25 protein-coding genes are annotated in these 26,609 nt (G+C 54.5%); 13 read left to right on the top strand and 12 right to left on the bottom strand.

Going from position 1 to position 26,609, the window contains the following annotated elements; all coding sequences use genetic code 11:
• Window positions 1–7: 7 nt before the first annotated feature.
• Window positions 8–1,309 (bottom strand): D-amino acid dehydrogenase, encoded by a 1,302-nt coding sequence (locus MWH02_RS00820; RefSeq protein ID WP_271459692.1) that lies wholly within the window; start codon window positions 1,307–1,309, stop codon window positions 8–10.
• Window positions 1,310–1,802: 493 nt separating this feature from the next.
• Here MWH02_RS00820 and MWH02_RS00815 point away from each other — a divergent pair, with 493 nt between their 5' ends.
• Window positions 1,803–3,338, top strand: coding sequence for a SpoVR family protein (locus MWH02_RS00815; protein ID WP_101764205.1), 1,536 nt, complete (start codon window positions 1,803–1,805; stop codon window positions 3,336–3,338).
• Window positions 3,339–3,376: 38 nt separating this feature from the next.
• Here the strand turns inward: MWH02_RS00815 and fadR are convergent, their stop codons facing one another.
• The gene (gene fadR, locus MWH02_RS00810) at window positions 3,377–4,096 is read right to left on the bottom strand and encodes a fatty acid metabolism transcriptional regulator FadR (protein ID WP_101764204.1); all 720 of its coding nucleotides are present in this window, start codon (window positions 4,094–4,096) and stop codon (window positions 3,377–3,379) included.
• A 320-nt stretch (window positions 4,097–4,416) separates the two neighbouring features.
• Here fadR and dsbB point away from each other — a divergent pair, with 320 nt between their 5' ends.
• A complete protein-coding gene (gene dsbB, locus MWH02_RS00805) occupies window positions 4,417–4,947 on the top strand; it encodes a disulfide bond formation protein DsbB (protein ID WP_101764203.1) in 531 nt (176 codons plus the stop codon).
• Window positions 4,948–4,986: 39 nt separating this feature from the next.
• Here the strand turns inward: dsbB and ycgN are convergent, their stop codons facing one another.
• From ycgN to MWH02_RS00790, 3 genes are all read right to left on the bottom strand, one after another.
• Window positions 4,987–5,433, bottom strand: a complete 447-nt coding sequence (gene ycgN / locus MWH02_RS00800) for a cysteine cluster protein YcgN (protein ID WP_008110381.1) — start codon at window positions 5,431–5,433, stop codon at window positions 4,987–4,989.
• A gap of 64 nt (window positions 5,434–5,497) precedes the next feature.
• Complete coding sequence (locus tag MWH02_RS00795; protein WP_101764202.1) at window positions 5,498–6,157, bottom strand: fumarylacetoacetate hydrolase family protein; 660 nt, start codon at window positions 6,155–6,157, stop codon at window positions 5,498–5,500.
• A gap of 267 nt (window positions 6,158–6,424) precedes the next feature.
• On the bottom strand, window positions 6,425–6,700 hold the full coding sequence (locus MWH02_RS00790; RefSeq protein ID WP_110866280.1) for a YcgL domain-containing protein: 276 nt from the start codon (window positions 6,698–6,700) through the stop codon (window positions 6,425–6,427).
• A gap of 153 nt (window positions 6,701–6,853) precedes the next feature.
• Here MWH02_RS00790 and minC point away from each other — a divergent pair, with 153 nt between their 5' ends.
• Genes minC through minE form a run of 3 tightly spaced genes read left to right on the top strand, consistent with a single transcriptional unit; the run spans window position 6,854 to window position 8,683 of the window.
• Window positions 6,854–7,564 (top strand): septum site-determining protein MinC, encoded by a 711-nt coding sequence (gene minC, locus MWH02_RS00785; protein ID WP_271459691.1) that lies wholly within the window; start codon window positions 6,854–6,856, stop codon window positions 7,562–7,564.
• A gap of 33 nt (window positions 7,565–7,597) precedes the next feature.
• Complete coding sequence (gene minD / locus MWH02_RS00780; protein ID WP_007889662.1) at window positions 7,598–8,410, top strand: septum site-determining protein MinD; 813 nt, start codon at window positions 7,598–7,600, stop codon at window positions 8,408–8,410.
• A 3-nt stretch (window positions 8,411–8,413) separates the two neighbouring features.
• On the top strand, window positions 8,414–8,683 hold the full coding sequence (gene minE, locus MWH02_RS00775; RefSeq protein WP_007889661.1) for a cell division topological specificity factor MinE: 270 nt from the start codon (window positions 8,414–8,416) through the stop codon (window positions 8,681–8,683).
• Window positions 8,684–8,738: 55 nt separating this feature from the next.
• Here the strand turns inward: minE and rnd are convergent, their stop codons facing one another.
• From rnd to yoaA, 5 genes are all read right to left on the bottom strand, one after another.
• A complete protein-coding gene (gene rnd / locus MWH02_RS00770; RefSeq protein ID WP_101764199.1) occupies window positions 8,739–9,860 on the bottom strand; it encodes a ribonuclease D in 1,122 nt (373 codons plus the stop codon).
• A gap of 98 nt (window positions 9,861–9,958) precedes the next feature.
• Window positions 9,959–11,635, bottom strand: coding sequence for a long-chain-fatty-acid--CoA ligase FadD (fadD, locus tag MWH02_RS00765; RefSeq protein ID WP_146001316.1), 1,677 nt, complete (start codon window positions 11,633–11,635; stop codon window positions 9,959–9,961).
• A 209-nt stretch (window positions 11,636–11,844) separates the two neighbouring features.
• The gene (locus tag MWH02_RS00760; protein WP_101764197.1) at window positions 11,845–12,438 is read right to left on the bottom strand and encodes a Slp family lipoprotein; all 594 of its coding nucleotides are present in this window, start codon (window positions 12,436–12,438) and stop codon (window positions 11,845–11,847) included.
• A 60-nt stretch (window positions 12,439–12,498) separates the two neighbouring features.
• Complete coding sequence (gene tsaB, locus MWH02_RS00755) at window positions 12,499–13,197, bottom strand: tRNA (adenosine(37)-N6)-threonylcarbamoyltransferase complex dimerization subunit type 1 TsaB (protein WP_101764196.1); 699 nt, start codon at window positions 13,195–13,197, stop codon at window positions 12,499–12,501.
• Between the two features lie 51 nt (window positions 13,198–13,248).
• The gene (yoaA, locus tag MWH02_RS00750; RefSeq protein ID WP_271459690.1) at window positions 13,249–15,159 is read right to left on the bottom strand and encodes a DNA repair helicase YoaA; all 1,911 of its coding nucleotides are present in this window, start codon (window positions 15,157–15,159) and stop codon (window positions 13,249–13,251) included.
• Window positions 15,160–15,283: 124 nt separating this feature from the next.
• Between yoaA and MWH02_RS00745 the strand changes: the two genes are divergently transcribed.
• A complete protein-coding gene (locus MWH02_RS00745) occupies window positions 15,284–15,628 on the top strand; it encodes a RidA family protein (protein ID WP_271459689.1) in 345 nt (114 codons plus the stop codon).
• A gap of 14 nt (window positions 15,629–15,642) precedes the next feature.
• Here the strand turns inward: MWH02_RS00745 and MWH02_RS00740 are convergent, their stop codons facing one another.
• On the bottom strand, window positions 15,643–15,840 hold the full coding sequence (locus MWH02_RS00740) for a YoaH family protein (RefSeq protein WP_271459688.1): 198 nt from the start codon (window positions 15,838–15,840) through the stop codon (window positions 15,643–15,645).
• Between the two features lie 110 nt (window positions 15,841–15,950).
• Between MWH02_RS00740 and pabB the strand changes: the two genes are divergently transcribed.
• The 4 genes from pabB to pdeD all read left to right on the top strand — a co-directional run bounded on the left by pabB (window position 15,951) and on the right by pdeD (window position 21,764).
• A complete protein-coding gene (gene pabB, locus MWH02_RS00735; RefSeq protein WP_271459687.1) occupies window positions 15,951–17,309 on the top strand; it encodes an aminodeoxychorismate synthase component 1 in 1,359 nt (452 codons plus the stop codon).
• A gap of 1 nt (window position 17,310) precedes the next feature.
• Window positions 17,311–17,880 (top strand): CoA pyrophosphatase, encoded by a 570-nt coding sequence (locus tag MWH02_RS00730; RefSeq protein ID WP_101764192.1) that lies wholly within the window; start codon window positions 17,311–17,313, stop codon window positions 17,878–17,880.
• Between the two features lie 737 nt (window positions 17,881–18,617).
• Window positions 18,618–19,982: an L-serine ammonia-lyase gene (locus tag MWH02_RS00725; RefSeq protein WP_101764191.1), complete on the top strand. Its 1,365-nt coding sequence runs from the start codon at window positions 18,618–18,620 to the stop codon at window positions 19,980–19,982.
• A gap of 219 nt (window positions 19,983–20,201) precedes the next feature.
• The gene (gene pdeD, locus MWH02_RS00720; protein ID WP_192234061.1) at window positions 20,202–21,764 is read left to right on the top strand and encodes a cyclic di-3',5'-guanosine monophosphate phosphodiesterase PdeD; all 1,563 of its coding nucleotides are present in this window, start codon (window positions 20,202–20,204) and stop codon (window positions 21,762–21,764) included.
• A 54-nt stretch (window positions 21,765–21,818) separates the two neighbouring features.
• Here pdeD and MWH02_RS00715 read toward each other — a convergent pair whose 3' ends face one another.
• Entirely contained in the window at window positions 21,819–23,384 is a 1,566-nt protein-coding gene (locus MWH02_RS00715) for a TerC family protein (RefSeq protein WP_101764189.1), read from the bottom strand.
• A gap of 511 nt (window positions 23,385–23,895) precedes the next feature.
• Here MWH02_RS00715 and manX point away from each other — a divergent pair.
• Genes manX through MWH02_RS00700 form a run of 3 tightly spaced genes read left to right on the top strand, consistent with a single transcriptional unit; the run spans window position 23,896 to window position 26,586 of the window.
• Window positions 23,896–24,867, top strand: a complete 972-nt coding sequence (gene manX / locus MWH02_RS00710) for a PTS mannose transporter subunit IIAB (RefSeq protein WP_101764188.1) — start codon at window positions 23,896–23,898, stop codon at window positions 24,865–24,867.
• 58 nt (window positions 24,868–24,925) lie between these two features.
• Window positions 24,926–25,726 (top strand): PTS mannose/fructose/sorbose transporter subunit IIC, encoded by an 801-nt coding sequence (locus MWH02_RS00705; protein WP_064738889.1) that lies wholly within the window; start codon window positions 24,926–24,928, stop codon window positions 25,724–25,726.
• A 14-nt stretch (window positions 25,727–25,740) separates the two neighbouring features.
• Window positions 25,741–26,586 (top strand): PTS mannose transporter subunit IID, encoded by an 846-nt coding sequence (locus MWH02_RS00700; protein ID WP_008110411.1) that lies wholly within the window; start codon window positions 25,741–25,743, stop codon window positions 26,584–26,586.
• Window positions 26,587–26,609: the final 23 nt, after the last annotated feature.

Genomic DNA, 26,609 nt, shown 5'->3' with positions numbered 1-26,609 from the left:
TGAGGTCTCAGCGCGCCGCGCTGGCGTTACGCAGTGGCGAAGAATGTGGCTCAAAACCTGGCAGGTAGCGCAGCACTGACAAATCATCTGCGGCAATCGCCGGTTTCTGACCGGAAATTAAATCAGCCAGAAGCTGACCGGAACCACAAGCCATCGTCCATCCCAGCGTACCGTGACCGGTATTGAGATAGAGATTGGAGAGCGGCGTGCGCCCGACAATCGGCGTACCGTCTGGCGTCATTGGACGCAGTCCGGTCCAGAACGTGGCCTGTTCGACAAAACCGCCTTCAGGATAGAGATCGCGGACCACCATCTCCAGCGTTTCGCGTCGTGCCGGCAACAGTTTGGTGTTAAAACCAACAATTTCTGCCATGCCGCCCACGCGAATGCGATCGTCAAAGCGCGTTACCGCCACTTTGTAGGTTTCATCGAGGATGGTGGAAACCGGTGCGGCGTCGGCATTCTTGATTGGAATCGTCAGCGAATAGCCTTTCAACGGGTAAACCGGGATGGCGAGAATGTCTTTCAGCAGCGCGGTTGAATAGGAACCGAATGCCACCACGTAAGCATCGGCTTTGATCACTTCATCGCCACACTTCACGCCATAAATGCGATTGCCCTCACGCAACAACTGATCAACCGAGGTGTTGTAGCGGAAGGTTACGCCCGCCGCTGCTGCCATCGCAGCCAGACGTTGGGTGAACAGTTGGCAGTCGCCGGTTTCGTCGTTAGGAAGACGCAAACCGCCGGTGAGTTTATGCGCCGTTGCCGCCAGCGCAGGTTCGACATTTTTGAGCTGATGCGTTTCCAGCAACTCATAGGGCACGCCCGCATCGCGCAGCACGGCGATATCTTTGCTGGCACTTTCGAACTGTTGCTGAGTGCGGAACAGCTGCAGCGTGCCGCCCTGCCGACCTTCATAGGCAATGCCGGTGCTGGCGCGCAGCGTTTTCAGGCAGTCGCGGCTGTACTCCGCGATGCGCACCATGCGGCTCTTATTCTCTTGATAGTGCTGCATGTCGCAGTTTCGCAGCATATTCCACATCCATTCCAGCTGGAATTTGCTGCCATCAAGACGTACCGCCAGCGGCGCGTGACGCTGGAACATCCATTTGACCGCTTTCAGCGGAACGCCCGGCGCCGCCCAGGGCGCAGCATAGCCCGGTGAAATCTGTCCCGCATTACCGGCGCTGGTCTCCAGCGCGGCGGCAGGTTGACGATCGATAACCGTGACCTCATGTCCGGCCTGCGCCAGATACCATGCGCTCGCTACCCCAACCACACCACTACCAAGAATCACTACGCGCATAAGCCCCTCGTCGCAGCAAAAGAATAATTAACTATTAACCCAGCCCAACACAGCATAACCCGACCGCTATTGAAATCTTACATTCGACCGACTTATTTCACATGTTTTTTACCTGACTGCACACTGAAATCATGCAACAGCGGCAAAATCAGGATTTTTTATGCCTTAAATCCCTTAATTAGCAATTTATTATGCGGAGGGCAGCGGTTTTGACTTTTTTCAGGAGAAAGCGCCGCAGTCATACAATCCACTTATAAACAGAGCATTATTCTGCAAAATGAAACCTAACCAACACTTGTCATCAGTATCGGCTTAACTAACGCTTTTTGAATGATTTTCTGCCAAAAGAATTCGATTGAGATTCAGTTTCGGATAGGCGACAGTGGACTATCATTGAAGTGTTCGCTCAGTTTTTTGGGCCATCTTTACTCAGGATGAGGCCTTAAACGATCGTGACAGGTAACTCCTGCCGCTTGCAAAACAGAGGTGCGCTATGACGACAATCTTTGACGAGCCAACCCGCAACAGTAAACGACTCAGTGATGGTCCCGACTGGACCTTCGAACTGCTGGATGATTATCTGGCGGAAATTGACCGCGTAGCCAAAAGTTACGGACTGGAAACCTATCCGCACCAAATTGAAGTGATCACCTCCGAGCAGATGATGGATGCCTACTCCAGCGTGGGTATGCCGATCAACTATGCGCACTGGTCGTTCGGCAAGAAATTCATCGAAACGGAACAGCGCTACAAGCATGGTCAGCAAGGCCTGGCGTATGAGATCGTCATCAACTCCAATCCGTGTATCGCCTATTTGATGGAAGAGAACACCATGACCATGCAGGCGCTGGTAATGGCGCACGCCTGTTACGGTCACAACTCTTTCTTTAAAAATAACTATCTGTTCCGCAGCTGGACCGATGCCAGTTCGATTGTGGATTACCTGCTGTTTGCGCGAAATTACATTACCGACTGCGAAGAGCGCTATGGCGTGGAGGAAGTTGAGCGGCTGCTCGATTCCTGCCATGCGTTGATGAACTACGGTGTGGATCGCTATAAGCGTCCGCAGAAAATTTCGCTGCAGGAAGAGAAGGCGCGCCAGCAGAGCCGCGAAGAGTATTTGCAGAGTCAGGTGAATACGCTGTGGCGCACCCTGCCGCGTAAAGAGAAAGAGTCGGTGCACGTTGAGGCATCGCGCTACCCTTCTGAACCGCAGGAAAACCTGCTCTATTTTATGGAAAAAAATGCGCCGCTGCTGGAATCCTGGCAACGTGAAGTGCTGCGCATTGTTCGCAAAGTTAGCCAGTATTTTTATCCGCAGAAACAGACGCAGGTGATGAACGAAGGCTGGGCCACTTTCTGGCACTACACCATCCTTAATCATCTGTATGACGAAGGCAAAGTGTCGGAACGCTTTATGATGGAGTTCCTGCACAGCCATACCAACGTGGTGTATCAGCCACCGTATAACAGCCAGTGGTATAACGGCATCAACCCGTATGCGCTGGGCTTCGCGATGTTCCAGGACATTAAACGCATCTGTCAGACACCGACCGAAGAAGATCGCTACTGGTTCCCGGACATTGCCGGTTCCGACTGGCTGAAAACCCTGCATTTCGCCATGCGTGAATTCAAGGATGAAAGCTTTATCAGCCAATTCTTGTCACCAAAAGTGATGCGTGATTTCCGCTTGTTCACGGTGATGGATGATGACCGCAACAATTTCCTCGAAATTGCGGCGATCCATGATGAAGCGGGTTACCGCGCCATTCGTCAGCAGCTGTCGGCGCAGTACAATCTGAGCAATCTGGAACCTAACATTCAGGTCTACAACGTGGATTTGCGTGGCGATCGCTCACTGACGCTGCGTTATGTGCCGCAACAGCGTGCGCCGCTCGATAAGAGCCGCAAAGAAGTGTTGAAGCATGTCCACCGTTTATGGGGCTTTGATGTGATTCTGGAACAGCAGAATGAAGACGGCAGCGTCGAGTTGCTGGATCGTTCGCCCACGCGCGGCCCAACGTTATAAGGCAAAAAAAACCGGACTGTCGAAGTCCGGTTTTTCTTTTATCGCTTGCTGGCTAAATCGTCCGGCATGCTTTTCTGCATCTTGTGCCAAATCTCACCGCTGCGGCGTCCGTATTCACGCACGCTATCGACAATCTGCTCCTGCGAAGGATTGGCCACGCACAGGTCAGCCAGCTGGCGATAGAAGTTACGCGCCAGTTCACGCGCTTCCAGACTGGAGAAGTAGTGACGACCCACGCGGGTATACAACCCTTTCAGGCCATTTAAAATCAGACCATAAATCGGGTTACCTGATGCAAACGCCAGGCCGCGGAACACGCGATAATCCAGCTCGGTATAGGCTTCGGCTTTGTCTTCCTCGATCAGCGCATTTTCCAGCACTTCGCGCGCTTTATCTGGATGATGACGCAGCGCACGGCTGATAAAAATCGAGGAGATGTTAGTCCGCACCGACAGCAGATTATCAATCAACTGTGGGACACTATCGTGATCGAGTCGGGCCAGGGTTTCGAGGATGTTTAAACCGGAGGTTTCCCAAAAATCGTTAACGCGCGTCGGTTTACCATGTTGAATGGTCAACCAGCCATCGCGCGCCAGACGCTGCAATACTTCACGCAACGTGGTGCGGGTCACGCCAATCAGTTCAGAAAGCTCACGTTCGGCAGGTAGAATGGATCCCGGCGGAAAACGACTGTTCCAGATGCTTTCAATAATATACTCTTCCGCAAATCCCGCGGGGCTCTGCGCCTTAATCACCATAGCATTTATTTCTCGTTGCTTTCTTTATCGTAATGCGACTCATCATACCAGAGCGGCTATAGCGGAAATAGCCTGCCAACCGATTAAAAGCGCGCGCTGGCGCAAAATTCAGCCGTGGATTCAGATGAAACAACGCAGGCAAGCACACGTTTGCGCTGCGCCCGTGGCTTGCACTTATCGGATGAAGCGCATGGCCGGATCTTTTTTGGCCTCAACGCGACTTAAGTCATTTTTGTACATGATTTTTTCCCTTTACCTGGCTGGCACGGCTGCGCTTTTGGTTTACACTGCGAAACAATAACGGTTACAGGAAAAGCAATATGTTGCGATATTTGAATCAATGCTCGCGTGGACGCGGTGCCTGGCTTCTGCTGGCCCTGACGGCGCTAGCGTTTGAATTGACGGCGTTGTATTTTCAGCACGTCATGGGGCTGCAACCCTGCGTAATGTGTATTTATGAGCGTTGCGCGCTGTTTGGCGTGATGGGCGCGGGCATCGTGGGTGCGATTGCACCGAAAACCCCGCTGCGCTGGGCGGCGATCCTCATCTGGATTTATAGCGCGATTGAAGGCACTCGTCTCTCTTACGATCACACCATGATTCAGCTGCATCCCAATCCGTTTGTCACCTGCGACTTTGCCGCACGTTTCCCAGCCTGGTTGCCACTGGATAAATGGTTGCCCTCGGTGTTTGTGGCCAGCGGTGACTGCGCCGAGCGCGGCTGGACTTTCCTGACCTGGAGCATGCCGCAGTGGATGATCGTGATATTCGGCGCTTATCTGCTGGTGGCGCTGCTGGTGTTGATTGCACAACCGTTCAAACCGAAACGCCGCGATCTGTTCGGACGTTAAACACAAAAAAACAGGCAGCCTTGGCTGCCTGTTTTATGTTTAACCGTTGCGATCCGGTCGATCGATTATATGCTCTTCCCAATCCCGCACTTCACTCTCACGCACCGCAATAAAACGCACTGAAATGCGCTGCGCATGCATCGCCTTTTTAGAACCGGCGATCAGCGGATGCCAGGCCGGCAAGGTTTTCCCTTCCCCTAACACGCGATAGGCGCAGGTACGCGGCAGCCATTCAAAACTGGTGAGGTTTTCACGCGTCAACTTGATGCAATTCTCTTCTAACTCAAAACGATGCTCGTAGTTACGGCATTGGCAGGTTTTGATATTCAGCTGATTGCAAGCCACATTAGTGAAGTAGATTTCGTCGGTATCCGCATCCTGCAACTTATTCAAGCAACATTGGCCGCAGCCGTCGCACAGGGATTCCCACTCTGCGTCGTTCATTTGGTCAAGGCGTTTAGTCTGCCAGAAAGGTTGTTCAGTCATGATGGCGGTCCGGGTTAGCTAAGAGACCGCACCTTATAAAGGTTCAGGTGCGGTGATGCAAGTTTTACAGAACGCGCGTCGAAATACCGTGACCCGCCAGCGATACTTCCAGCTTATCGCCAGAACGCATCGGGCCAACGCCTTCAGGCGTACCGGTCAGCACCACATCGCCCGCGCGCAGGGTGAAATACTGGCTCATATAGGCAATCAGCGGCAGAATTTTGTGGATCATATCGGCGGTCGTCCCGTGCTGACGCACTTCGCCGTTAACCATGAGCTTCAGTTCGGTGTTCTGGGGATCGCCGCTGAACTCGGCAACCGGAATAAAACCTGACAGCGGACACGAGTTATCGAAACCTTTGGATTTTTCCCACGGTTGGCCCGCTTTCTTCAACCCGGCCTGCACGTCACGTAAGGTCAAATCCAGCGCGACGCCATAACCGGCAATCGCCTTCGCCACATGCTCTTCGCTCGCCTGCTTCAGCGTCGAGCCAATCAACACCGCCAGCTCCACTTCATGATGCACTTCACCAAAATTTGCCGGGATTGACAGCGGCTGGCGCAGATCGCACACCGCGGTTTCCGGTTTGATAAACACTACCGGTTCGGTTGGCGTGGCACTTCCCATTTCCTTTATGTGCTTTGCATAGTTGCTGCCGACGCAAACCACTTTGCTGACCGGATAATCCAACAGAGCGCCCTGCCAGTTACGATGCTGATACATGCTATTCCCCTGCTTTGGTTGTGTTTGCCGCCAGTGCATCTGGCGATGAAGTCTGGCTCAGAGCCGGAACGCGGCACGCTGAGGTGGAATATATTAGCGGGTTTATGGCAGCAGGCGTGGCGGAAATTGTCAAAAGTCGTTAATCGTATACAACAAAATCAGCTAAACGCCGGGATAATTGCCCGCAATAAAGAGTTAAAGCGGGCAGTTAATTAACGCAAATAGCACTGATTATTTCTACAGGATATATTTACAGAGGAATCTGAATTAATCTTTTTTACCCTGATCGAGATGAATGTTGAGCAAACTTTCAACCGGCGGTGGAATTTGCAAATAAAAGCCGTGGTCGCTTAAACCTTGCTTAACTTTATTGATATCCGCGTTAGCCAGCTTGTCACGCTTATCCAGTGACAGCACCATGGCCAGCTGGGGTTTGCCGAAGCCACGCAGCAGTTCTTCCGGTACCCGTGAGAAATCGTCTTTTTTTTCAACATACAGATAAGTCTGTTCACGTTGCGGGCTTCTGTAGATCACACAAAACATATTTTTTACTCGAATTAACCGATGGCGTCACTTGCCTGAATATAGCAGTAACTATAACATGCTTGCAGAACTTCGAATATTGACCGTTTGATGTTATTGCCGATTTTATCGGCGTACATTTATGGGTCGTAAAACAGGACTGAGTCAGCACAGATGTCGCAAACGCCAATCGAATTCAAGGGAAGCAGTTTTACCCTGTCAGTCGTTCATCTGCATCATTCGCAACCCGAGGTGATTCGTCAGGCGCTACAGGACAAAATCGATCAGGCACCAGCCTTTTTGCTGAATGCGCCGGTGGTGCTGAATGTTTCAGCGTTAACCGGTGACATTAACTGGAAACAGATGCAACAAGCGGTGATGGCGACCGGTCTGCGTATCGTTGGTGTCAGCGGTTGCAAAGATGAAGCCCTGAAAAAAATGATTGCCCGCGCGGGCTTGCCGGTGCTCTCTGAAGGTAAAGAGAGCCGCAAACAAGCCGCGGCGCCGGTCGCTGAAGCCGCACCGGTTGTTGCGGCAGTTGTGCCGGATGCCGCCAGTAAAACCCGCATCATTAATACGCCGGTGCGTTCGGGCCAGCAAATTTATGCGCGCAATGCCGATCTCATCGTCACCAGTAGCGTCAGCGCCGGTGCCGAACTGGTCGCCGACGGTAACATCCATATTTACGGCATGATGCGCGGTCGCGCGTTAGCCGGCGTCGGCGGACAACGCGACAGCCAGATTTTTTGCACCAACCTCGCCGCAGAGTTGGTCTCTATTGCCGGGGAATATTGGATGATCGATCAAATCCCGGCGGAATTCTTTGGTAAAGCGGCGCGCCTCAGCCTGATAGAGGGCGCGCTTACCATTCAGACACTTAATTAAGCCCCTTTTCTTTCGTTAAGGAAATCAACATTTATGGCACGCATTATTGTAGTTACATCGGGTAAAGGGGGCGTTGGCAAGACCACGTCAAGCGCGGCCATCGCTACCGGGTTAGCGCAGAAAGGCAAAAAAACCGTCGTCATCGATTTCGATATCGGTCTGCGTAACCTGGATTTGATTATGGGCTGTGAACGCCGCGTGGTTTATGACTTTGTAAACGTCATTCAGGGCGATGCGACGCTGAATCAGGCGCTGATTCGCGACAAGCGTACAGAGCAACTCTACATTCTGCCGGCTTCACAGACGCGAGATAAAGATGCGCTGACGCGTGAAGGCGTTGAGAAAGTGCTGAACGATCTGGCGGCGATGGAGTTCGACTTTATCGTCTGCGACTCACCCGCAGGTATCGAAACCGGCGCGCTGATGGCGTTGTATTTCGCCGATGAAGCCATCATCACCACCAACCCGGAAGTCTCTTCAGTACGTGACTCCGACCGTATTCTCGGCATCATCTCGTCGAAATCCCGTCGTGCAGAGAACAGCCAGGATCCGGTGAAAGAGCATCTGCTGCTGACCCGTTACAATCCTGGCCGCGTAACCCGTGGCGATATGCTGAGCATGGAAGATGTGCTTGAAATTTTGCGCATTCCCTTGGTTGGCGTTATCCCGGAAGATCAATCTGTCCTGCGCGCCTCTAACCAGGGTGAGCCGGTGATCCTCGACGCAAACGCTGACGCCGGTAAAGCCTATGCTGATACCGTAGATCGCCTGCTTGGCGAAGAACGCCCCTTCCGCTTTATCGAAGAAGAGAAGAAGGGTTTCCTTAAACGCCTGTTCGGGGGATAACCAATGGCATTACTTGATTTCTTTTTATCCCGTAAGAAGAACACAGCCAATATAGCCAAGGAAAGGCTGCAGATTATCGTAGCCGAACGCAGAAGGGGCGACAGTGAGCCCCACTATCTGCCGCAGCTGAAGCGCGATATTTTGGAAGTGATCTGTAAATACGTAAAAATTGACCCGGATATGGTGACCGTTCAGCTGGATCAGAAAGGGGATGATATCTCGATCCTCGAGCTCAACGTGACACTGCCGGAGCCGGAAGACGTTCCTAAATGATTAAAGCGGTTTCCTGATTTTCCCCTGCGGTGTTGCGCAGGGGAAAATGCTCGCATTAAAGTGCCTGCAGAATCTCGTTGATACCCGCTTTCAGCAAGTCGCCCCGCCAGCCTGTCTGTAACTCAGGTGTGCGCGACGCGTTTTTCAATCCCCAATGCACACTCAGCACCTGATTAATCTGCCGACGTGATGCCAGCAGTTCCTGGCTGAAACCACTCTCTTCACTCACCTGTTGCACCAGCGCTTTAATGGCTTTGAACGCCTGTTTGTAGTGCGGATGATCGATCAGATTGGGCAGCGGCTGTGGCAAAGTCGCTTCATCCTGCGCCTGCGCTTCAGCCACCAGCGCCACCATCGCTTTACCGTGGAAGCGGATTTCGTGGCCGTTCAGCCCTAAATGATCCAGCTCGCCAAGGCTGCCCGGCATAAAGCGCGCCACTTTCCACAGATTCTCTTCGCGCACCACGAAGTTCACCGCCATATCTTTCTGACGCGCGAGGTTTAAACGCCACGCGGCCAGACGTTGCAACGCCGCAAGCTGACGCGGACGCAGTTGCCACGCATTGGTGATGTCGCGCCAGGCTTCTTCCGGTTGCAGCACATCCAGGCGGCGCTGGCACAGCATCTTGCATTCGCTTAGCGCCGCCGCCATGTTGCCAGCTTCTTCAGTTTGCGCCACCAGCTGATGGGCAATCGGCAGCAGATAGGCGACATCGGCGGCGGCATATTCACATTGACGTTCGGTCAACGGACGCGCCAGCCAATCGGTACGCGATTCGCTTTTATCCAGCTCGATTTGGTTGAAATGCATCACCATCGAGGCAAAGCCCCACGACAACGCCTGGCCGGTAAATGCCGCCAGAATTTGCGTATCAATCATGGGATCGGGCAGGCATTTAAAGCGATGCAGGAAAACTTCCAGATCTTCGCCGCCGGCGTGCAGGAATTTGGTGACCTGCTTGTCCTGCAACAGCGCCACAAACGGCGTCCAGTCACTGATATTAAGCGGATCGATCAGGATCAGCTGGTCGCCATCAAACAGCTGAATCAGGCCGAGCTGCGGATAGTAGGTGCGGGTGCGCACGAATTCAGTATCCAGCGCCACGGCGGCGTGCTGGCGTGCTTTCTCGCACACGGCGGCCAGTTGGTCATTTTGGTCGATCAGGGTGTAATTCACGTTGTCTTTCTCGCTGCGGCAAACTACGCGCAGCGCTCCATGTTAAAAGCAATAAAAACGCCGGACTGTGCCGGCGTTAACCTGAGGAGAATGGCGCGTTACTGCCCTTCTCGCTTCGCCTCATCACGCAATTCGCGACGCAATATTTTGCCGACGTTGGTCTTCGGCAACTCGTCACGAAACTCGATAATCTTCGGCACTTTGTAGCCGGTGAGCTGGCGACGGCAATGATCCAGCACTTCTTCTTTCGTCAGTGAAGGATCTTTCTTCACGATGCACACTTTTACCGCTTCGCCCGACAGATCGCTGGGAACGCCAATCGCCGCGGCTTCACGCACTTTCTCATGCTGCATCAGCACATCTTCGATCTCGTTAGGATACACGTTAAAGCCTGACACCAGAATCATGTCTTTCTTACGATCGACGATGCGAATAAAGCCTTCGCTATCAACGGTAACAATATCACCGGTATGCAGCCAGCCATTTTTCAGCACTTCATCGGTAGCGTCGGCGCGCTGCCAGTAGCCGGTCATCACCTGCGGTCCGCGAATACACAGCTCGCCCGGTTCACCTGGCGCCACATCCTTGTCTTCATCATCGACGATGCGCACATCGGTGGACGGCACCGGCAAACCGATGCTGCCGGTATGACAGGTAATGTCATACGGATTCACTGACACCAGCGGCGAACACTCGGTCAGGCCGTAACCTTCCAGCAGATAGTGTCCGGTGAGTTTTTCCCAGCGCTCGGCAACCGCTTTTTGCACCGCCATGCCGCCGCCGGCTGACAGGCGCAACGTAGAGAAATCGAGCTTATTGAAATTGGCATCATTCAGCAGCGCATTGAACAAGGTGTTCACGCCGGTAATGGCGGTAAATGGGAACTTGCTGAGCTCTTTAACAAAGCCGGGAATATCGCGCGGATTAGTGATCAGCAGGTTGGTGCCGCCAAGGTCAAGGAACAACAGCCCGTTCACCGTCAGGGCGAAGATGTGATAGAGCGGCAGCGCGGTCACCACTTGCTCTTTGCCCGGACGCAGCAGCTTGCCGTAAGTAGCTTTGGTCTGTTCCAGATTGGCCTGCATATTGCGGTGCGTCAGCATCGCGCCTTTGGCCACGCCGGTGGTACCGCCGGTATATTGCAGGAAAGCGAGATCGTCATTGGTCACGGTTGGGCGTTGATAGGTCATCTGTTCGCCCTGCGACAAGGCGCTGCGGAACGGGACCGCGCCCGGCAGATGGTATTTTGGCACCAGCTTTTTCACGTATTTAACGACGAAGTTCACCAGCGTGGCTTTCACCGGCGCCAGCTGATCGCCCATACGCGTTAACATCACATGTTTGATCGGCGTTTCGGCCACCACTTTTTCCAGCGTGTGGGCAAAGTTCGAGACGATCACTATGGCGCTGGCGCCGCTATCAACGAGCTGATGCTTGAGTTCACGCGGCGTATAGAGCGGATTGACGTTGACCACCACCATGCCAGCGCGCAGTACGCCAAACAGCGCGACGGGATATTGCAGCAGATTGGGCATCATTAGCGCCACGCGATCGCCCTGCTTCAACCCTAAACCTTGCTGCAGCCAGGCGGCAAAGGCGCGGCTTTGCTTTTCCAGCTGCCGATAGGTCATCGGCTGGCCCATATTGATGAAAGCCACCTGATCGGCGTATTGCTCTGTTGCGTGCTCGAAAAGATCGACCAGAGAAGCGTAACGATCCGCATTAATTTCCGCAGGGACATCTGCCGGATAGCGTTTGAGCCAAACCTTATTCAAAGAATCACCCCGATAATCCTGTTGCGTAGCCATCGCCGCCTCGACAATCAATGTTGTTAACAATATTTTAACTGATTGTACCAGTTTGCCTGTTTCGGCATTTTCAGGTTGCGAAGCGCATCACTAAATTTCGCGCATCGGTTGCGCGCCCAATAAAAAGGCCCGTTCGCACGCACCGCGACCGGGCCGTAAATAACACCATTAATAGCTTATTCGGTGAGGATAGTTTGTACCTGCGCCGGTTGGCCGAGGTTCATACCCCAATACGGATTGGGTCCCCAATATCCCGGACGATGGCGCGTTGGGCCATACCAGATGTAGGGATCAATCGGCTGCGGCGGCGTCATCACCTGTTGCGTCAGATGCCAGCGCTGATAGCCGCGCACATCGATCACCACAAAGTTGTAGCTGGCCTTACCGATATCGCCTTTCTCGGTGCCTTTGATGTTGCCCAGCACCGTGATGTATTGGTTATTCAAATCGACCGGATCGACAAAGCCGCGGATGTCAGCAAAGATGCGGCCAACCGAAGCTGCGCCTAAACGCGGACGCGCGCTCTCATCCAGCGGCTGGGTCGCAATTTCCACGCGCGTTAAGCCGTTGAGATTGGTGACCTTCACCACTTTCCCGCCGAAGCGTGATTCCTGACCGACAAACAGTTGCGGCGCGTTCATCACGCGCAGTAAATCTTGCTGTGGAAGCTCAGAACTTCCTTTAATTGAATCTGGCACCGAAACACAGCCGCTGAGCAGCATTGCGCAGGCTAACAGAGCGCCAGACATCCCTTTACGACTTATTGGCATAGCACTTCTCCTGTTATTTCTCTGATTAGACTGAGCACGCGAAGATAAGTTGCGCGCGGCCTAGCGTCCCGGCAACTTTTTCCATGCCACTTCATTGCGCAGATAAACCGGCTCGGCATTCTCCACCGCAACTGCTTCATCACGCTGCCAGGCGCTGAGCGCCAGCGGCAGCATATCTTCTGCTGCGGGTAACAATACCTCTGAGGCGATAAGCTGCGCGCCTGGCGAGGTGAGCAGATGCGGATAGGCTTGCCAGCCGGTGCCAACAGCCGTCCATTCGCCACCTAATGCGGCAATACGTTGCTGCGCCACGTCGGGTTTGATCACCGCTTCGGTTTCCGCACCCTGCCATTCACCGTTTTCGTCGCGCTGATATTCAGCCCAATAGAGTTCGCCCATGCGCGCATCGATTGCAGCCAGCACGCGCGTCGCGCCGGTCAAACGCCACGCGCCCTGCGCCATGGTCGCTAACGAGGAGACGCCAATCATCGGCAGATTCGCGCCAAGCGCCAGCCCTTGAGCAATGCCAATGCCGATACGCACACCGGTAAAACTGCCCGGTCCACGGCCAAACGCCAGCACGTCAAGCGCGGTCAGCTCCAGCTGCTGCGCCTGCAACAGCTCCTGCACCAGCGGCAGAATACGTTGGGTGTGATCGCGCGGGGCGATTTCAAAGCGGGCATCAATCTGCTGCAGATTTTGCAGCGCGGCAGAACAGGCTTCTGTCGCCGTGTCCAGGGCTAAAATTCGGGCGGACATAACAACCTCAGAGAGTCAAAATGGCGCGCATCTTATCACAGCCTGGCACAATTAGTGATCCACTGGCTGACGGACAAATTCGATGGCACGCGCAATATCGCGGGTGCGCGGCGTGGGTGGCAAACTGTTCAGGAACAGGCCGCCGTAGGGGCGAGAAACCAGGCGCTGATCGCAAATCACCAGTACGCCGCGATCTTCGGTATCACGAATTAAACGCCCCACGCCCTGTTTCAGGGTGATTACCGCATCAGGCAGTTGCACATCATTGAAGGGATCGCCGCCGCGCAGGCGACAATCTTCCATGCGGGCTTTGAGCAGCGGATCTTCCGGCGAGGTAAATGGCAGCTTGTCGATGATCACCAGCGACAGCGCATCGCCGCGTACGTCAACACCTTCCCAGAAGCTGCTGGTGGCGACCAACAGCGCGTTACCGGCTTCCAGGAACTGCTTTAGCAGCTGTCCTTTACTGGTTTCACCTTGCAGCAGTACCGGCAACGTCATGGAAGCACGGAATTCGATGGCTAACTCGCGCATCATCTTGTGCGAGGTGCAGAGGAAGAAGCAGCGGCCTTTGTTGGCATCAATCAGCGGCTTCATCATGCGCGCCAGCTGGCGCGCGCCGCCGGGATGATTGGGTTCCGGCATGTTGCGCGGCACGCACAACAGCGCTTGCTGGGTGTAATCGAACGGGCTATCGAGGATCATCGTAGTAGCGTTATCCACGCCAAGGCGGCTGGAGAAATGGCTCATCTGCTCATTCACCGCCAGCGTGGCTGACGTGAAAATCCACGCAGCTTTGCGGTTATCCATCACTTCCCGAAAGCGTTCCGCCACCGACAGCGGCGTCAGCGCCAGCGTGAAATGGCGGCTATTGCACTCATACCAATAGCTGAAGCCGGGCTCGTCAATGGCGCGCAGCCGTTTCAGGCGCGTGCGATACAACGCCGCGCGCTCAAAGGCGGCGTCCAGCAGCGCGGAGCGCCCCAGCGACAGTTTGATTACGTCGTAACAGAGTTCGAGCGCATCATCCAGCAAGGTAAACATGCGCATGATGTTGTTATCGCTCAGCAGATCGCGCAGGTTGCCGCGAAAACCCGGTTCGCCGAGTGTCAAACGAAAATCCTGTGCGCACTGCGCCAGACGATCGGCAGATTTCTGTAGCTGCTGCACATCCCGCACTTCGGTGCGATAGGCGATGATGATGTCTTTGGCGAGGTCCTGCAGTTGACGGCTCGACAACTGCTGACCGAAATACTGGCTGGCGATATCGGGGAGCTGATGCGCTTCATCGAAGATCATCACATCGGCCTCCGGAATCAGTTCGCCAAAGCCGCCCTCTTTCACCACCAGATCGGCAAGAAACAGATGATGGTTCACCACCACCACATCGGCGTCCATGGCTTTTTTGCGCGCTTTGACCACGAAGCAATCTTTATACAGCGGGCAATCGCTGCCGAGGCAGTTATCGTTGGTGCTGGTGACAAACGGCCAGATCGGGCTGTCTTCGGCCACGCCGTTGCAGCTGCTGACGTCGCCATCGGTGGTTTCTGACGACCAGCCGCGCACGCTGATCAAATCGCCTAGCGCCTGAACGCTGAGATCGCCGCCGGTTTGATTCTGCTGCTCAAGACGTTCGAGGCATAAATAGTTGGAGCGCCCTTTCAGCAGCGCAGTTTTGCCGCTGAACTTCAGGGCACGCGCGATGGTAGGCAGATCGCGATTATAGAGCTGATCCTGCAACGCTTTGGATCCGGTGGAAACAATGACTTTTTTCTTTGCCCGCAATGCCGGCGCCAGATAGGCATAGGTTTTACCGGTTCCGGTGCCCGCTTCTACTACCAGCTCGCCGCCTGTTTTCACCGCCTCGGTTACCGCTTTGGCCATTTGGCGCTGTGCTTCACGCGGTTTAAAGCCCGGAATTGCCTGCGCCAGTGCGCCATCAGCTGCAAAATCGTCTGCCACACTTCCTCACATCAAAAATTAAAACCACTGTAATTATGTCAGGATTCCCGGCGGGCAACCACAACAGATGACATGCGCCCCTGGGATATGGCAGGCTAGCGCAGCAAAATTAAAGGAGAACAGCATGACCATTACGCGTATTGATCCAGAGCACCGCATGTCGGAAGCCGTGGTGCATAACCAAACCGTCTATTACACCAGCGTACCGGAAAACCTGGATGAAGATGCGGAAGCGCAAACCGCCAATGCGTTGGCGGTGATTGACGCCATTCTGACGCGCGTGGGATCGGATAAGAGCAAGATCCTCGACGCCACCATTTTTATGGTGGAGAAAAGCGATTTTCCGGCGATGAATCGCGCCTGGGATGCGTGGGTTTCGCCAGGCAATGCGCCGGTGCGTTGCACCGTGCAGGCCGGTTTGATGAACCCGAAGTATAAAGTCGAAATTAAAATCATCGCCGCGCTGTAAAATACGTTCGGGCGTTATTCGTTGTCGTCTTCTTCATCCTCGTCGTCTTCGAACATCGCCCGAATGGCTTCACCTTTATAGGTTTGACGAATCTCCTGCGCCACTTGCGCAATCGCCTGTCCGCTCGACATACCGCCCGCCATTAATTCCTGGATGCGTTCAACCGCTTGCTGCTGTTGCTCATGGGATAACGTTGGAAGACCTGTAAACATAATTCACTCCTGGTGCATGGGGGACGCATTATTACCACGTGGAACAAACGGGTGCCAGCAACAAAAAAATATGTCAGGCTAGCGACCTGCTTGCTGAAGTGATTTGTCCCATGATGGTAAAAAGCCTCGTTCTGAAGTATACGCCCGAAACGCTGTTACACCTTTTTGCTCCGCTAGCCCACCAACGCTGGGCGATGTTGCTGACCTCCGGCCAAGCCGATCACGCGGATAACCGCTTTGATATCCTCACCGCCGATCCGCGCGCGACGCTGACTACACGCGGTGCCAGCACTGAAATTATCTGCGGTGATGACGTCATTCACTCCGCCGCCGATCCGCTGCTGCTGGTGCAACAGCAATGTGCCGCGCTGGGCTTCACGCCGGCTTTTGATGCCGGATTACCGTTTCAGGGCGGCGCCCTCGGCCTGTTCGGTTACGATTTAGGACGACGCTTTGAAAACCTGCCGCAGCGCGCGCTGCAGGATCTCACCACGCCGGATATGGCGGTAGGCATTTATGACTGGGCGCTGATCGCCGATCACCATCTGCAAAAACTGACGCTGGTTTCGCTCAGCGATGCCGAGCAGCGCTGGAACTGGCTGCAAGCACAAACCGCGCCGCCTGCCGAGCCTTTCGCCTTGACCAGCGAGTGGCAATCTAACCTCAGTTATGACCAGTATGCGCAGCGGTTCCACGCGGTGCGGGCCTATATTCAAGCCGGTGATTGCTATCAGGTAAATCTGGCGCAGCGTTTTCAGGCGAGCTATTGCGGTGATGAGTGGCAGGCATTTTTGCGTCTGACGCAGGCGAATCGCGCGCCGTTTAGCGCCTTCCTGCGTTTGCCGGACAGCGCGCTGCTAAGTTTATCGCCTGAGCGCTTCCTCGCTTTACAGCAGCAGGAAATTGAAACGCGTCCGATTAAAGGTACTTTGCCGCGTCTTGCTGATGCCGAGGCCGACCGTTTGCAGGCAGAGAAGCTCGCCAACTCGCAGAAAGATCGCGCTGAAAACCTGATGATTGTCGATCTGCTGCGCAATGATATTGGCCGCGTGGCCGTGCCCGGCAGCGTCAGCGTACCGGAACTGTTCGTGGTTGAACCTTTCCCGGCGGTGCATCATCTGGTCAGCACCGTGCGTGCACGTTTGCCTGAGACGCTGAGCGCAACCGATCTGCTGCGTGCTTGCTTCCCCGGTGGTTCCATCACCGGCGCACCGAAGATCCGCGCGATGGAGATCATCGAAGAGTTAGAGCCGCATCGCCGCAATGCGTGGTGTGGCAGCATCGGCTACATCAGCCTGTGTGGCCGTATGGATACCAGCATCACCATTCGCACGCTGATTGCGGAAAACCACCAGCTTTACTGCGCCGCCGGTGGCGGATTGGTGGCGGACAGCGACCTTGATGCCGAATATCAGGAAACCTTCCATAAGGTGAACCGTATTTTGCCCAGCCTGCGTGATGGGACCTGAAATGAATTTAACCCTTGAGCAGTTCCTCAGCCGCTTTGTCCTGCAACCGCCGCTGCATGCGCCGAAAAGTGCTATCAGCGGACGCCGTGCGGCGGTACTGGTGCCGGTGATCGACGGCGCAGAACCTGGCTTGCTGCTCACGCGGCGCTCATCGCACCTGCGTAAACACGCCGGGCAAGTCGCCTTTCCCGGCGGCATGCAGGATGCCACTGACACCTCGCTGATCCACACCGCACTGCGTGAAGCGCAGGAAGAAGTGGGAATCCAGCCGGAACAGGTGCAGATCATCGGCGTTCTGCCGCCAGTGACCAGCAGCACCGGTTTCGCTGTGACGCCGGTAGTGGGCATTATTCCGGCTGATTTTGCTTTGCAGCTCAATCCGGACGAAGTGGAAAGCGCCTTTGCCATGCCGCTGTCGGAAGCATTGCGTTTGAGCCGCTACAGCGATCTCACCTTGCGCCGTGGTCATCGCCAACATCAGGTTTGGTTATCCTGGTATGAGGATTATTTTATCTGGGGCATGACCGCCGGGATTATTCGTGCGCTCGGTCAACAAATCGCACTACCGTAAATCGCCTAATGCTTTTGAGTTAAGTAATTTTTCTGCTTTATATCTGGAGTGGGCTCTGACACATCTGCTGCGTCACGGGCCGTCCTCGCGCCGCTTTCGCGGTGCCTTCGGCTTTCACGTCGTGCCGACGGACCATTCGGGGATCGGCCGTCCTGGCCGGCCCCGAACTGCCTCACGCATCCATGCGTGAGGCTCCTGGCCCAACGTAAAAGCCTCAGCGCTGCGAATAGCCCTTTTGCCGCAGCAGACGCGCCAGCGCCTCTGGCAAATGTGCCTTCTTCAACAACACGCACGCAAGCTTAGAAGCAGGCCGGTGCCGCTTTTGGGCCGGCAATCCGCAGCGCTGAACAAAGCGAGGAAGCCAGGAAAGCCCGCAGGACGCGGGTGAAAGGCGGAGCCGGGACAGGGACGTCCCGTCTCCGCCGGTCCGTCAGGCAAACGAGCGAAGTGAAGGCACCGCGCTAGCGGCGCGAGGACAGCCGGCCCAAAAGCGGCACCGGTCTGCGCACTCATCGTTGGTTTAAATAACCAAAAATGTGCCCCAAAACCCCCGCTTTGTTAGCCTTTCGCCGGGAAAACCGATCCGCTTCACAACAGTACAAACGGATAACTATTTCTGGGGTTTATAATTAGTTTATTTCATGCGAAAAGCTGCTCGTTATACGGCATGGGCGATTACTATTAGCCGCATAAACGGCTTATGCCGTGCAGAATAAGATTTGTGAGGAGTGTCACCGGTGATTAGTGTTTTTGACATGTTTAAAGTGGGCATCGGCCCATCCAGTTCACATACCGTCGGCCCGATGAAAGCGGGCAAGCAGTTTGTTGATCTGCTGGCCGAACAAGGCAAATTGCAGGACGTGACGCGCGTGGCGGTTGACGTCTATGGTTCGCTGTCGCTCACGGGCAAAGGTCACCACACTGATATCGCGATTATCATGGGCCTGGCGGGCTTCGAACCGGCCACCGTGGATATCGATGGCATTCCTGCGTTCATTAAAGACGTGGAGCAGCGCGAGCGTCTGCTGTTAGCCAACGGCGCGCGCGAAGTGGATTTCCCACGTGAAGGTGGCATGGTGTTCCGCAGTGAAAACCTGTCGCTGCATGAAAACGGCATGACGGTGTTTGCCTTCGCGGGTGATCTGCTCATTCTAAGCAAAACCTACTACTCCATCGGCGGCGGTTTCATCGTCGATGAAGAGCATTTCGGCCAACCGGTGTTGAACGAAGTTTCCGTGCCGTGGCCTTTCCACTCTGCTAAAGAGCTGCTCAGCCACTGTCGCGAAAGTGGGCTGTCGCTGTCCGGTTTGGTGATGAAAAACGAACTGGCGCTGCATACTCGCGACGAGATTTATGCCTATTTTGGCAACGTGTGGCAAACCATGCAGGCCTGTATCGATCGTGGTCTGAATACCGAAGGCGTGCTGCCGGGTCCGTTGCGCGTACCTCGTCGTGCGGCTTCACTGCGCCGTCTGCTGGTGTCATCCTCAAAGCACTCGAAAGATCCGATGGATGTGATCGACTGGGTGAATATGTTTGCGCTGGCAGTGAATGAAGAGAACGCGGCCGGCGGTCGTGTGGTGACGGCACCTACTAACGGTGCCTGCGGCATCGTGCCAGCGGTGCTGGCCTATTACGATCACTTTATCGAACCCGTTACGCCCGATATCTTCATCCGCTACTTCCTCTCTTCTGGTGCGATTGGCGTGCTGTATAAAATGAACGCCTCTATTTCGGGTGCCGAAGTGGGCTGTCAGGGCGAGGTAGGCGTGGCGTGTTCCATGGCAGCCGCCGGTCTGGCGGAACTGCTGGGCGGCAGCCCGGAACAGGTGTGCGTGGCGGCGGAAATCGGCATGGAACACAATCTGGGATTAACCTGCGATCCAGTCGCCGGCCAGGTTCAGGTGCCGTGCATTGAGCGTAACGCCATCGCTTCCGTAAAAGCCATTAACTCCGCGCGCATGGCGCTGCGCCGTACCAGCGAACCACGCGTGTCGCTGGATAAAGTGATTGAGACCATGTACGAAACCGGTAAGGACATGAACGCTAAATACCGTGAAACCTCTCGCGGCGGATTAGCGATAAAGGTCCAGTGCGATTAACGCTTCGCTGGTGATTTAAACAACAGTTGGCTATTTTTATTCATCTGTAGCTACCTCCAACTGAGTAAAACAGATACATTGATTTCGAGCGCGGCCCTTTGTGGCCGCGCTTTTTTTAGTGCCGTATTTTTTATTCAGCCGCGCTAAACCTGGCCGCCTCAATGCCGATAACCTACACGTTAATTTGGCTTCAATCTTTGTTTTGCAAGGTGGTTACTGATGCTCATTCCCCAGCAATTTGTGGGTCAATTTCGCCGTAAGCGACTGCTTATTGCGTTAGTGATCGCCTCGCTGGTTCTGGTCCTGACGCTAACTTTTCGTTATATCGAAGAGAAATCGCGCATTGAGCAGCAGTCGCTGAATTTCGCAACCCGCGCGATTGAACGCTTTGATCGTATGTTCTCGCCGCTGGATGTTTCCGCCAACAACACACTCGGTCTGGTTGGCGTACCTTGTGCGCAAGTGCGTTATCCGCTGATTGAGAAAATTGCCGCGCTGCAAACCGTGCGCACCGTGCTGCTGGTTAAGGACGACGCGCTCTACTGCTCCAGCATTTTCGGCCCGCAAAACCTCTCCTTCAGCCAAACCTATCCTGAATTAGCTATCAATAATCAGCGCATGATGTTGGCCACGGACAGTGATCTGTTGAAAGGATCGCCGGTGCTGCTGCTGTGGACGCCAAAATCGCTGGATAATCGCGAAGGTCTGCTGCAAGTCATAAATATTGAATTGATGACCAATTATCTGCTGGAGCCGCAGTTGCCGTGGGTTGAGCGCGCCATTTTCAACGTGGGTGGTCAGAGCCTTGAATACGGTAATCCGCTGATTGAACAAACTGAACCGTCTGAAGATGAAGTGGCGTACGATCAGGCATCACTGCGTTATCCGTTTAGCATCACCTTGTACGGCCCTTCTCCGGCCCGGCTGGCGCTTAACACGCTGCCTTCACAGCTGCCGCTGGCGCTAATGCTCAGCCTGCTAATGGGGTACATCGTCTGGCTGGCGACCGCCAATCGCATGAGCCTCAGTTGGCAGATCAGTTATGGCATCACCGCTAACGAATTTATGGTTTATTGCCAGCCGCTGATTAACGCCAAAAGCGGCGAGTGTGACGGCATGGAGCTGCTGCTGCGCTGGCATAACCAGCGTCAGGGCTGGATTGCGCCGGACGTGTTTATTCCGCTGGCCGAGCGGCAAAACCTGATCGCGCCGTTGACCCGCTTCGTGCTGGCGAAAGTCGTGGCTGAGCTGCCCAATCTGCCGCAATGTCCGTCGTTCCACATTGCGATTAACGTTGCCGCCAGCCATTTTCGCGATCGCGCCATTGTGGAAGATCTGCAAAATATCTGGTGGCCGGCCAATCCCATGCCAAAACTGGTGGTTGAGCTGACGGAGCGTGATGCCCTGCCAATCATCGATCAATCGGTGGTGTCGCAACTGCATGAAATTGGTGTGCGTCTGGCGATTGATGATTTCGGTACCGGCCACAGTTCGCTGGCTTATCTGAAAGACCTCCAACCGGATGTGCTTAAAATCGACAAGATTTTCACCGCCGCCATTGGCACCGATGCGATTAACGCGACCGTTACCGATATGGTGATCTCGCTGGCGCAGCGCCTGAATATTTCACTGGTGGCGGAAGGTGTGGAAACTGCCGAGCAGGCACACTATCTGCGTGAGCGCGGCGTCGACCATCTGCAAGGCTATTTCTACGCGCGCCCGATGCCGATTGAGGATTTCCCGCAATGGCTGGAGCAGCATCAGGCGCAGCTAAGCGCATAAAAAAACGGCCACTCCTTTTGGCGTGGCCGTTATTGTTTACTTCAGTCCGATGACTTACCCGGCGTGTTCTTCGTGATCGAATGGCTTATCTTTGGTGACGCGCACCAGGTCGATACGGTAATCGGTCGCCTCAATCACCTGGAAGTGCAGCGGCGGCAAATCAATCACTTCGCCCGGCAGCGGCAACTGGCCTTTCTGTGCAATCAACAAACCGGCTAGCGAGGCGTGATCTTCATCGGCTTTCACCAACTCGTGATGATCCAGCAGCTGTTGCAGCGAGTGTAAATCGGTCCCGCCCTTCACTAACCAACCGTCACCATCGGCAATGATATCTGGCGTTTCGTCTTCATCCGGGAACTCACCGGCAATCGCTTCCAGCACGTCCAGCGGCGTGATTAAGCCCTGCACCACACCAAATTCGTTGGTGACAATTACAAAGCTACCTTTAGCACGGCGCAGCACGCCCAGCAGGTTGATTGGGTCCAGGGTTTCCGGAACCACTATCGCCGGCGTGTTAGCCGCAAAGGTCGCCACATCCATGCCGTGTTCCAGCGCCACCAGCAGCTCTTTGGCACGCACCACGCCGATGATTTCATCCAGCTCACCGCGACATACCGGGAACAAGCTGTGTGGCGTATCCAGCAGCTGAATACGAATTTCATCCAGCGGACGCGAAACATCCACCCACGAAATGTTACCGCGCGGCGTCATGATGCTACGGATTGAACGCTGCGATAACGTCAATACGCCGTTGATCATGTAGCGCTCTTCGTCCTTAAACGCTTCCTGCGGCATCGCTTCGGTCAATGAGGTTTCTTCAGTTGTCGTCGCTTGCTTACGCTGGCGTCCACCCATCAAACGCAGAATCGCTTCGGCGGTGCGTTCCCGCATCGGGCGATGTTCCTGATGCTTAATAAAGTTACGGCGCGCAATCTGGTTAAACAGCTCGATGATGATCGAGAAGCCGATCGCGGCGTACAGGTAACCTTTGGGAATGTGGAAACCAAAACCTTCGGCCACCAGCGACAAACCAATCATCAGCAGGAAGCTCAGACACAGCACCACCACCGTTGGGTGTTCATTCACAAAACGCGTCAGCGGTTTCGAGGCCAGCAGCATGACGCCCATGGCGATCACCACGGCGGTCATCATCACCGGCAGATGGTTCACCATACCGACCGCGGTAATCACCGCGTCGAGTGAGAACACCGCATCCAGCACCACAATCTGAATCACCACCGCCCAGAAACTGGCGTAGCTCTTATTGCCCTGATGTTCGAGCCCGCGGTTCTCGAGCCGCTCATGCAGTTCCATGGTTCCCTTGAATAACAGGAACAAACCACCAAACAACAGAATTAAATCTCGTCCGGAAAAGCTGAAATCGCCTACGCTGAATAGGGGCCGCGTCAGCGTCACGATCCAGGAGATCAGCGACAGCAAGCCAAGACGCATCACCAGGGCGAGCGACAAACCAATTAGACGGGCTTTATCGCGCTGCTTCGGCGGCAATTTGTCCGCGAGGATGGCGATAAACACCAGGTTATCAATGCCGAGAACAATTTCCAGCACGATCAGCGTGAGCAAACCCGCCCAAATTGAGGGGTCGAAGAGAAATTCCATCAATGACTCCTTACCGGACGTAAAGGCGCACGAAGTTGAGTCTGCACCAGAGGGCGAGACGAGAGATCGTTACAGGCGGTGATAACGCTGAAGAGCGTGGAAGCGGGCGCGGAAAAGCGCTGAGAACATGTTGAGCGACGTCGGTGACGGTCCATAAAGGTGAGCTGAAGCCCGGTACTCCTGAATAAAAAACAGAACGCTAATGTATCAGTTACATCAACGACGTCAAAAAAATTTATTACATTTACAAATATCTACGTTAACGCAGGAATCTCGAACAAAAGTGCACATTAGCGCCGTTACGCGCGAAATAGCTGACAAACATCACATAATTTATTTTTTCGATCACTAAAATAAATCGCGACCTTATCGCTGTGCAGCGGATTGTTGCGTTTTATTTATTGATGCTTTTTCTCTATCACATCATTAACGATCCACCTGAAACACTAACGGTAATTTTCAATGATTCCCGGCAATGCCAGAGAATCTCTCACGCGAACGGAGGTAGCAAGTGACCATTGCTATTGTAATTGGTACACATGGCTGGGCGGCAGAACAGTTGCTTAAAACAGCAGAGATGCTGTTGGGTGAGCAGGAAAATGTCGGATGGATTGATTTCGTTCCCGGCGAAAATGCAGAAACGCTAATCGAAAAGTATCAGGCACGGCTGGCCGATCTCGACACGTCAAAGGGCGTGTTGTTCCTGGTCGATACCTGGGGTGGCAGTCCATTTAATGCGGCCAGCCGCATTGTGGTGGATAAGGATGGCTATGATGTCATCGCTGGCGTCAACATCCCGATGCTGGTGGAAACCTTGATGGGACGTGATGACAACCCATCGCTGGAAGAACTGATTCACATCGCGGTAGAGGCCGGTCGTGAAGGCGTTAAAGCCCTCAAAACTGAAACGCCAGCGCAAGCCGCAGCTGCGCCTGCTCCGGTTGCAGCGAAAGCGCCTGCTCAGCCGCAAAAACCAATGGCTGCAGGCGATCACATGAAAATCGGCCTGGCGCGTATTGATGACCGCTTGATTCACGGCCAAGTGGCCACGCGCTGGACCAAAGAGACCAACGTTACCCGCATCATCGTGGTGTCTGATGAAGTGGCGAACGATCATGTGCGCAAAACGCTGCTGACGCAGGTGGCCCCGCCGGGCGTTACCGCGCACGTGGTGGATGTCGATAAGATGGTTCGCGTGTGGAACAACCCGAAATATGGCAATGACAAGGTGATGCTGCTGTTCACCAATCCCACCGATGTGGTGAGGATTGTCGAGCAAGGCGTGGACATTAAGTCGGTCAATATTGGCGGCATGGCGTTCCGTCAGGGCAAAACGCAGGTGAACAACGCGGTATCGGTGGATGAAAAAGATATCACGGCGTTCCGCAAACTTAATGAGCGCGGTATCGAACTGGAAGTACGTAAAGTGTCCAGCGATCAGCGACTGAAAATGATGGACCTGATCGCCAAGGTCAATCCGTAGTTCGCCCTTTGCCTGCATACGTGGGCGAATTTTAGAGACCTTGCAGAGGAGAAATGCAATGGAGATAACCACGCTACAAATCATTTTGATATTTATTGTGGCCTGTATTGCCGGGATGGGATCGATTCTTGATGAGTTCCAGTTCCACCGTCCGCTGGTGGCTTGTACCTTAATTGGTGCGGTCCTCGGTGATATGAAAACCGGTATCATCATCGGCGGTACGCTGGAGATGATTGCACTGGGCTGGATGAACATCGGTGCGGCCGTTGCACCGGATGCGGCGCTGGCTTCGATTATCTCAACCATTCTGGTTATTGCCGGTGGTCAAAGCGTGGGCGCCGGTATCGCGCTGGCGATTCCGCTGGCTGCGGCCGGTCAGGTTCTGACCATCATCGTGCGTACCATCACCGTGGCCTTCCAGCACGCCGCCGATAAGGCAGCCGAGAAGGGTAACCTGACGGCGATCAGCTGGATCCACGTATCCGCGCTGGTACTGCAGGCGATGCGTATTGCCATCCCAGCACTGATCGTGGCGATTTCTGTCGGTACTCACGTGGTTCAGGAACTGCTGAACTCAATTCCAGACGTGGTCACCAACGGCCTGAACATCGCCGGTGGCATGATTGTGGTGGTGGGTTACGCGATGGTCATCAACATGATGCGCGCGGGCTACCTGATGCCGTTCTTCTACCTTGGCTTCGTTACTGCAGCCTTCACCAACTTCAACCTGGTTGCGCTTGGCGTGATTGGCGTGGTGATGGCGGTGCTGTATATCCAGCTGGCACCGAAATATAACCGCGTTGCAGGTGCTGCAACCAGCGGTCCTGCAAACAATGACCTCGATAACGAACTCGACTAGGAACAGGTGAAATCATGGTTGATACAACTAACACTCCAAAGAAACTCACCCCCGGCGATGTCCGCGGTGTGTTCCTGCGTTCTAACCTGTTTCAGGGTTCGTGGAACTTTGAACGTATGCAGGCGCTGGGTTTTTGCTACTCAATGGTGCCGGTGATTCGTCGCCTCTATCCAGAAAACAACGACGAACGTAAACAGGCGATTAAACGTCATCTTGAGTTCTTCAACACCCATCCTTACGTAGCGGCGCCGGTGCTGGGCGTCACCATGGCGATGGAAGAGCAGCGTGCCAACGGTGCGCCGATTGATGATGCGGCGATTAACGGCATCAAAGTGGGTCTGATGGGTCCGCTGGCGGGTGTGGGTGACCCGATCTTCTGGGGTACCGTGCGTCCGGTGTTTGCTGCGCTGGGTGCCGGTATCGCGATGAGCGGTAGCCTGCTGGGTCCATTGCTGTTCTTCATCCTGTTTAACGCCGTGCGTCTGTTGACGCGTTATTACGGTGTGGCGTACGGCTACCGTAAAGGCGTGGATATCGTCAGCGATATGGGCGGCGGTTTCCTGCAGAAACTGACGGAGGGCGCGTCGATTCTCGGCCTCTTTGTCATGGGGGCCTTGGTTAACAAGTGGACGCATGTGAATGTGCCGCTGGTGGTGTCACGCATCACCGACCAGACCGGTAAAACCACGGTTACTACGGTGCAATCTATCCTCGATCAGCTGATGCCAGGCCTGATTCCACTGCTGCTAACCTTTGGCTGTATGTGGCTGCTGCGTCGTAAGGTGAATGCGTTGTGGATTATCGTCGGCTTCTTTGCCCTCGGTATCTTCGGTTACTGGATCGGCCTGCTCGGTCTGTAATCATCCCGCCGGGAGCCCTGCTC

The sequence above is a fragment of the Pantoea leporis genome, from assembly GCF_028048155.1.
Lineage (GTDB): Bacteria > Pseudomonadota > Gammaproteobacteria > Enterobacterales > Enterobacteriaceae > Pantoea > Pantoea leporis.
This window is presented reverse-complemented; position numbering and strand designations above follow the sequence as displayed.